At 69.6% G+C, this 4,978-nt stretch carries 3 protein-coding genes and 1 rRNA gene; 1 reads left to right on the forward strand and 3 read right to left on the reverse strand.

Going from position 1 to position 4,978, the window contains the following annotated elements; translation table 11 throughout:
• Positions 1–56: 56 nt before the first annotated feature.
• Both C7C46_RS33065 and recD2 read right to left on the reverse strand, forming a co-directional pair.
• Positions 57–1,346 carry a citrate synthase gene (locus C7C46_RS33065; RefSeq protein WP_110673600.1) on the reverse strand — a complete coding sequence of 430 codons (1,290 nt, stop codon included), beginning with the start codon at positions 1,344–1,346 and terminating at the stop codon, positions 57–59.
• A 182-nt stretch (positions 1,347–1,528) separates the two neighbouring features.
• On the reverse strand, positions 1,529–3,802 hold the full coding sequence (recD2, locus tag C7C46_RS33070; protein WP_110673601.1) for an SF1B family DNA helicase RecD2: 2,274 nt from the start codon (positions 3,800–3,802) through the stop codon (positions 1,529–1,531).
• Positions 3,803–3,939: 137 nt separating this feature from the next.
• Between recD2 and C7C46_RS33075 the strand changes: the two genes are divergently transcribed.
• On the forward strand, positions 3,940–4,737 hold the full coding sequence (locus C7C46_RS33075) for a VOC family protein (protein ID WP_110673602.1): 798 nt from the start codon (positions 3,940–3,942) through the stop codon (positions 4,735–4,737).
• Between the two features lie 86 nt (positions 4,738–4,823).
• On the opposite strand, the gene rrf is transcribed toward C7C46_RS33075, so the two are convergent.
• Positions 4,824–4,940 (reverse strand): 5S ribosomal RNA (gene rrf / locus C7C46_RS33080).
• Positions 4,941–4,978: the final 38 nt, after the last annotated feature.

A 4,978-nucleotide genomic window follows, 5' to 3' on the forward strand; every position in this document is an offset into this window, starting at 1 on the left:
AGGGCCCCGCCGACTCCTCGGAGTCGGCGGGGCCCTGCCGTTTGCGGCCGGACGGGTCAGCGCTTGTCGAGCGCCACGTAGTCGCGGATCGCGGTGCCGGTGTAGATCTGGCGCGGACGGCCGATCCGGCTGGTCGGGTCGTTGATCATCTCGTGCCAGTGGGCGATCCAGCCCGGCAGCCGGCCCAGCGCGAACAGCACGGTGAACATGCTGGTCGGGAAGCCCATCGCGCGGTAGATCAGACCGGTGTAGAAGTCGACGTTCGGGTACAGCTTGCGGGAGACGAAGAAGTCGTCGCTGAGCGCGTGCTCCTCCAGCTTGAGCGCGATCTCCAGCAGTTCGTCCGACTGGCCGAGCTGGCCCAGCACCTCGTGCGCCAGGCCCTTGACCAGCGCGGCGCGCGGGTCGAAGGCCTTGTACACACGGTGGCCGAAGCCCATCAGCTTGACGCCGTCCTCGCGGTTCTTCACCTTGCGGATGAAGGCGTCGACGTCGCCGCCGTCCTTCTGGATCTGCTCCAGCATCTCCAGCACGGCCTGGTTGGCGCCGCCGTGCAGCGGGCCCCACAGCGCCGAGATGCCGGCCGAGATCGAGGCGAACTGGTTGGCGTGGCTGGAGCCGACCAGGCGCACGGTGGAGGTGGAGCAGTTCTGCTCGTGGTCCGCGTGCAGGATCAGCAGCTTGTCCAGCGCGTTCACCACGACCGGGTTGAGCTCGTAGTCCTCGGCGGGGACCGCGAAGGTCATCCGGAGGAAGTTCTCGACGTAGCTCAGGTCGTTGCGCGGGTAGACGAACGGCTGGCCCATCGCCTTCTTGTAGGCGTAGGCCGCGATGGTCGGCAGCTTGGCCAGCAGGCGCACCGTGGACAGGTGGCGCTGGTCGGCGTCGAACGGGTTGTGGCTGTCCTGGTAGAAGGTGGACAGCGCGCCGACCACCGAGGAGAGCATCGCCATCGGGTGGGCGTCGCGGGGGAAGCCCTGGTAGAAGCGCTTGACGTCCTCGTGCAGCAGGGTGTGCTGGGTGATCTCGCTGTTGAACCCCGCCAACTGGTCGGCGGTGGGGAGCTCACCGTTGATCAGGAGGTAGGCGGTCTCGATGAAGCTGCCCTGCTCGGCCAGCTGCTCGATCGGGAAACCGCGGTAGCGGAGGATGCCGTTGTCACCATCGACGAAGGTGATCGCGGACTTGTAGGCAGCCGTGTTGCCGAAGCCGTTGTCCAGGGTGACCAGGCCGGTCTGCGGGAGCAGCTTCGAGATGTCGAAGCCGGCGTTGCCCGCAGTGCTCTCGACGACGGGGTACTCGTACTCGCCGTCCTGGTACCGCAGTACTACCGAGTTGTCGCTCACGTCTTCCTCACCGACGAAATGAAAATCCTCTTCCGGGCCCTGACTCGTCCCACCCTCCCCCATGCGAAGGACGGTCGCGTACCCGGGGTGGCCCAAAAGAGCCTTCCCCTACAAAAGCCGCTGCCCCATCCGGTGCGAACCGGACAAGATCACGGCAAGACTAGGCTGGTGCATCAATTTCTTCACGTCAAGATACCCCCGCCGAGCCGGTGATCGAGAGCCGAGTGCCGACGACCCGCGCTCACCGTGCGCACCGCCTGCCCGATCGCCTTGCGGGAGCCGACCAGCACCACCAGCTTCTTCGCCCGGGTCACCGCCGTGTAGAGCAGATTGCGCTGCAGCATGGTCCAGGCCGAGGTGGTGACCGGAATCACCACCGCGGGGTACTCGCTGCCCTGCGAGCGGTGGATGGTGACCGCGTAGGCGTGCTGCAACTCGTCGAGTTCGTCGAAGTCGTAGCCCACCTCCTCGTCCTCGTCGGTGAGCACGGTCAGCGTCTGGTCGTCCGGGTTGAGCGCGGTGACCACGCCCACCGTGCCGTTGAAGACCCCGTTGCGGCCCTTGTCGTAGTTGTTGCGGATCTGGGTGACCTTGTCGCCGACCCGGAAGGTGCGCCCGCCGAACCGCTTCTCGGCCAGCCCCTCGCGGCCCGGGGTCACCGCCGCCTGGAGCAGCGTGTTGAGGTTGCCGGCGCCGGCCGGGCCGCGGTGCATCGGGGCCAGCACCTGCACGTCGCGCCGCGGGTCCAGCCGGAACTTCTGCGGGATCCGGCGCGCCACCACGTCCACCACCAGGCCGGCCGCCCGCTCGGTGTCGTCCTCCACGAACAGGAAGAAGTCAGCCAGGCCCTCCGTCAGCGGCGGCTGCCCCTCGTTGATCCGGTGCGCGTTGACCACCACTCCGGACTGCTGGGCCTGCCGGAAGATCCTGGTCAGCCGGACCGAGGGGATCGGGCTGCGGTCCGCCAGCAGGTCGCGCAGCACCTCGCCGGCGCCCACCGAGGGCAGCTGGTCCACGTCCCCGACGAAGAGCAGGTGGGCACCCGGCGCCACCGCCTTGACCAGCTTGTTGGCCAGGATCAGGTCCAGCATCGAGGCCTCGTCCACCACCACCAGGTCGGCGTCCAGCGGGCGGTCCCGGTCGTAGGCCGCGTCACCCCCCGGGCGCAGCTCCAGCAGCCGGTGCACGGTCGCCGCCTGGTGGCCCGTCAGCTCGGCCAGCCGCTTGGCCGCCCGCCCCGTCGGCGCGGCCAGCAGCACCTTGGCCCGCTTGGCCAGCGCCAGGGTGACGATCGACTTCACGGTGAACGACTTGCCGCACCCCGGACCACCCGTCAGCACCGCGACCTTCTCGGTCAGCGCGAGCTTGACGGACTGCTCCTGCTCGGGTGCCAGCTCGGCACCGGTCCGCTCGGCCAGCCAGCGCAGCGCCTTGGTCCAGTCGACCTCGGCGAAGCCCGGCATCCGGTCGCCCTCCGCGTACAGCAGCCGGCGCAGCTGGTTGGCCAGCGACACCTCGGCGCGGTGGAACGGCACCAGGTAGACCGCCGAGACCGGCTCGCCGCCCGGCCCGTCCGCGCTGGGCAGCAGCTCGCGCACCACGCCCTCCTCGGCCACCAGCGCCGCCAGGCTCTCGATCACCAGGCCCACGTCCACCTGGAGCAGCTTCACCCCGTCCGCGATCAGCCTCTCCTCGGGCAGGTAGCAGTGGCCCTGGTCGCTGCTCTGCGAGAGCGCGTACTGCAGGCCCGCCATCACCCGCTGCGGGCTGTCGTGCGGGATCCCCACCGCCTGGGCGATCTTGTCCGCCGTCAGGAAGCCGATCCCCCAGACGTCCGAGGCCAGCCGGTACGGCTCGTTCTTCACCACGCCGATGGAGGCGTCCTGGTACTTCTTGTAGATCCGCACGGCCAGCGAGGTGGAGACCCCGACCCCCTGCAGGAAGACCATCACCTCCTTGATCGCCTTCTGCTCCTCCCAGGCGGCGGCGATCATCTTGGTCCGCTTCGGCCCCAGCCCCGGCACCTCGACCAGCCGGGCCGGCTCCCGCTCGATCACGTCCAGCGTGTCGATCCCGAAGTGCTCGGTGATCCGCTCAGCGAACCGCGGCCCGATCCCCTTGATCAGCCCCGAGCCCAGGTAGCGCCGGATGCCCTGCACGGTGGCCGGCAGCACGGTGGTGTAGTTCTCCACGGTGAACTGGCGGCCGTACTGCGGGTGCGAGCCCCACCGCCCGTGCAGCCGCAGCGACTCACCCACCTGGGCCCCGAGCAGCGCGCCGACCACGGTCAGCAGGTCACTCGCGCCGCGCCCCGTGTCGATGCGGGCGACGGTGTACCCGGTCTCCTCGTTCGCGTAGGTGATCCGCTCCAGCACCCCCTCCAGCTGGGCCAGCTGGTGCGGCACCGCCGGCTGCCCGGCCTGCCGACCGGCCTGCTGGACCTGCTGCCCGCTCATCCGGGACCCCCTCGACGGCTCGCCTCGCGTGATGAACCGTACCTCTCCGTGCCGACACCCAGGACCGCGATTGTCTCTGCACCGCCCAGGGCTGACGATGACAAGTGGACCCTCGTTCGACGGAGGCGGATACCACCATGCTGACCACCGACTTCCCCCCTGGCGCCCCGAACTGGATCGACCTCGGCAGCCCCGACCCCGACGCCGCCCAGGCCTTCTACGGCGGCCTGCTCGACTGGACGTACGCCTCGGCCGGCCCCGGCTCCGGCGGCTACGGCTTCTTCCGCCGGGACGGGCGCACGGTCGCCGCCCTCGGCCCGCTGACCGAGGAGGGCGCCTCCTCCGCCTGGACGGTCTACTTCTGCACCGACGACACCGACCGGACCGCGCAACTGGTCGCCGAGGCCGGCGGCGCGCTCCGGTTCGGGCCCTACGACGTCTTCGGCGAGGGCCGGATGGCGGGCTTCACCGACCCGGGCGGCGCGCGTTTCGCGGTCTGGCAACCCGGCAGCACGACCGGCCTGGACGCGGTCACCGAGGTCGGCACGCTCTGCTGGACCGAGCTGCACACCACCGACCCGGAAGCTGCCAAGCCGTTCTACCGCAGCGTCTTCAACTGGATCGAACAGGACGTGCCGTTCGGCGACTTCACCTACACCGTGGTCACCCCCACCGACGGCGGCACCGATGCCAGCCAGGGCGGCATCGTCACCCTGGTGGACGAGGACAGGGCGGCCGGCGCCACCCCGTTCTGGCTGCCCTACTTCGAGGTCGCCGACGTGGACGCCGCCGTGGCCCGCGCCGAGCAGCTCGGCGGTGGCCGGCGCGGCGACCCGGTGGACGCCCCCGATGTCGGCCGCTTCGTCCAGCTCACCGACCCGCAGGGCGCTGTCTTCGCGGTGATCGCCAGCGCGAGCGAACCGCCGGGGCAGTGACCCGGCCCCGGCGGGAGCCCGGCAATACGGCCAGAAACGCGAAGAAGCCCCCAGCCATAAAGGCTGGGGGCTTCTTCTGAAAGGTTGTTCGGCGGCGTCCTACTCTCCCACAGGGTCCCCCCTGCAGTACCATCGGCGCTGTAAGGCTTAGCTTCCGGGTTCGGAATGTAACCGGGCGTTTCCCTCACGCTATGACCACCGAAACACTATGAAACTGTCAACCGCACCCACCCCTGACATA

The organism is Streptomyces tateyamensis (assembly GCF_003205575.1).
Classification (GTDB): Bacteria; Actinomycetota; Actinomycetes; order Streptomycetales; family Streptomycetaceae; genus Kitasatospora; species Kitasatospora tateyamensis.

Bases quoted from the DNA above. Each gene is read 5' to 3' on its own strand.
- C7C46_RS33075 (WP_110673602.1), top strand. From the start codon at position 3,940: ATGCTGACCACCGACTTCCCCCCTGGCGCCCCGAACTGGATCGACCTC.
- recD2 (WP_110673601.1), bottom strand. From the start codon at position 3,802: ATGAGCGGGCAGCAGGTCCAGCAGGCCGGTCGGCAGGCCGGGCAGCCG.